Origin of the sequence: Verminephrobacter aporrectodeae subsp. tuberculatae At4 (genome assembly GCF_000193225.1) — a bacterium.
Classification (GTDB): Bacteria; Pseudomonadota; Gammaproteobacteria; order Burkholderiales; family Burkholderiaceae_C; genus Acidovorax; species Acidovorax aporrectodeae.
Window position 1 is genome coordinate 1 of sequence record NZ_AFAL01000113.1, and the last position, 2,718, is coordinate 2,718.

Annotated in this window: 3 protein-coding genes; all 3 read left to right on the forward strand. The window is 65.4% G+C overall.

Translation table 11 applies throughout. From position 1 onward, the window contains the following. Window positions 1-154 precede the first annotated feature (154 nt). A complete protein-coding gene (locus tag VTU_RS0104515) occupies window positions 155-1,495 on the forward strand; it encodes an aspartate aminotransferase family protein (protein ID WP_010101262.1) in 1,341 nt (446 codons plus the stop codon). Between the two features lie 15 nt (window positions 1,496-1,510). Next, window positions 1,511-2,248, forward strand: coding sequence for a glutamine ABC transporter substrate-binding protein GlnH (glnH, locus tag VTU_RS0104520; RefSeq protein WP_010101264.1), 738 nt, complete (start codon window positions 1,511-1,513; stop codon window positions 2,246-2,248). Window positions 2,249-2,289: 41 nt separating this feature from the next. Beyond that, the coding region (locus VTU_RS0104525; RefSeq protein ID WP_029554107.1) for an ABC transporter permease subunit at window positions 2,290-2,718 on the forward strand (429 nt) is incomplete at its 3' end.

The following is a 2,718-nucleotide window of genomic DNA, read 5'->3' on the forward strand; positions in this document are numbered from 1 at the left end:
CCGCAGCGCTGCACAGCGCCTGGGCCAACGGGTGCGCGCCGCCGCCGTGACCGTGGACTGAGCGCATCAGATTCGGGGAATGTGCTGCGCACGACGGAACAAATGTCCCATCTGATAACTGCCACGGTATGATGGTTACATATAAAGACGCCCCATGACGCATGTTTTCCATCGCCATCTGCGCAGCACGCCGCCGGTTGCCGATTCTGCTGCCGGCATGCGCATCCGGGACGCGGACGGCCGCAGCTACCTCGACGCGTCGGGCGGTGCCGCCGTGTCCGCGCTCGGCCACGCCCACCCCGACGTCCTGGCGGCCATGCACGCGCAGATCGACCGTCTGTCCTATGCGCACACGGGCTTTTTCACGACCGAGGTGGCCGAGCAGCTGGCGCACGAACTGATGCGCAGCGCGCCCGCGGGAATGAGCCATGCCTATTTCGTGAGCGGCGGGTCGGAGGCGATGGAAGCGGCGCTGAAGATGGCGCGCCAGTACTTCGTCGAGATCGGTCAGCCGCAGCGCACGCACTTCATCGCACGCCGCCAAAGCTACCATGGCAACACACTGGGCGCGCTGGCCGTCGGTGGCAACGCGTGGCGGCGCGCTCCGTTTGCGCCTCTGCTGGTGCCGGCCACGCACGTGGCGCCTTGCTACCCGTACCGCGAGCAGCGCGCCGACGAAGCGCCCGCGCAGTACGCTCTGAGGCTCGCGGCGGAACTCGAAGCGGCCATCCTCGCGCAAGGCGCGGACCGCGTCATCGCCTTCGTCGCTGAAACGGTGGGGGGCGCGACGGCCGGTGTGCTCACGCCGGTTGCGGACTATTTCAGAGCGGTGCGCGCGGTCTGCGACAAGTACGGGGTGCTGCTGATCCTCGACGAGGTGATGTGCGGCATGGGCCGCACCGGAACGCTTCACGCCAGCGAGCAGGAAGGCGTCGTTCCCGACCTGCTGACGATCGCCAAGGGTTTGGGCGGCGGCTACCAACCGGTGGGCGCGGTTTTGGCACAAGGGAAGATCGTCGACGCGATGTCGCAGGGCAGCGGCTTCTTCCAGCACGGCCACACCTACCTGGGTCACCCGGTGGCCTGCGCGGCGGCCCTGGCGGTGCAGAAGGTGATCCAGCGCGACGAGCTGCTGCCCAAGGTGCGCGCAGACGGCCAGGCCTTTGGCGCGATGCTGCAGCAGGCGCTGGGCGATCACCCGCGGGTCGGGGACATCCGGGGCCGCGGCTTCTTCTGGGGCGTGGAACTGGTGGCCGATCGTGGCAGCAAACGACCCTTTCCCGCCGCGCTCAAACTCCACGCAGCGATCAAGAAAGACGCCATGGCCCGCGGACTTCTGTGCTACCCGATGGGCGGCACGGTCAACGGTGTTGACGGCGACCATGTGCTTCTGGCGCCGCCCTTTATCGCCAGCCGCGACGATCTGCAGGAAATCACCCGCTTGCTGAGCGCATCGATCGACGCGGCGACCCGGGCATGTGATGCGGCAGCCTGACATGGAAGGACTGTGATGAAAAACCTGTTTTGCAAACTGTTTGCCGCCGCGTCGCTGTGCACCCCCGCGGCTGCAGCCGAGCCACTGCTCGTCGCCGTCGATACCGCTTTTGTCCCGTTTGAATTCAAACGGGGAGACAGCTATGTGGGCTTTGACATCGATTTGTGGGACGCCATTGCCAGGGAATTGAAGCTTGGCTACACGCTGCGCCCCATGGACTTCAATGGCATCCTGCCGGCGCTGCAAACCAGAAACGTGGACCTCGCATTGGCGGGTATCACCATCAAGGATGAGCGCAAGAAAGTCATCGACTTCTCCGATGGCTATTACGACAGTGGTTTCATCCTGATGGTGCCCGCCAACAGCAAGATCGGCAGCGTCGCCGACCTCAAGGGAAAAACGCTGGCGCTCAAGACCGGCACCTCCGCGACCGACTACGCGAAGGCGCATTTCGCGGGGACCGAACTGCGCCAGTTCCCGAACATAGATAACGCCTACCTGGAACTCATGACCGGCCGCGTTGACGCCGCCATGCACGACGCCCCGAACGTCCTGTACTACATCGCCACCGTCGGCGCAGGCAAGGCAAGGGCCGTGGGAGCCCAAATGATGGCGCATCAGTACGGCATCGGCTTTCCCAAGGGCAGTGCGCTGGTGCCCCGGGTCAACGGCGCGCTGGCGAAGATCAGGGCCGACGGCCGTTACGCGGCAATCTACAGAAAATGGTTCAGGACCGATCCGCAAAAGCCCTGACAGCCTCGAAACAGGGACCGATTGCCGGCAAGGAGCAGCGCGTGGACTTTGATTGGTCGGTCATCCCCGACGCGTTGCCGGCGCTGCTCAGGGGAGCCCGGCTCACGGTGCTCATCACCGTGGCCGGGCTCGTCGGCGGGACGCTGCTCGGTGTCCTGTTCGGGCTGATGCGGACCTACGGAAACCGCTTGCTCGGCGGCCTGGGCTTTGCCTATGTGGGGCTGGTGCGTGGCACGCCCATCGTGGTGCAGGTCATGTTCATCTACTTTGCACTGCCCGGCTTGCTGGGTGTGCGCGTGGAGCCGATGAGCGCGGCCATTGCTTCGATCGTCATCAACTCGGGTGCCTACATTGCCGAGATCGTCCGCGGTGCGTTCCAGTCGGTGCCGCGGGGTCTGGAAGAAGCGGGACTGGCCATGGGATTGCCGCGCTGGCGCGTGCTGGCCTTCGTCGTCGGCCCCATCGCTTTT

Coding starts and splice junctions, on each gene's coding strand:
- glnH (WP_010101264.1), top strand. CDS start 1,511: ATGAAAAACCTGTTTTGCAAACTGTTTGCCGCCGCGTCGCTGTGCACC.
- VTU_RS0104515 (WP_010101262.1), top strand. CDS start 155: ATGACGCATGTTTTCCATCGCCATCTGCGCAGCACGCCGCCGGTTGCC.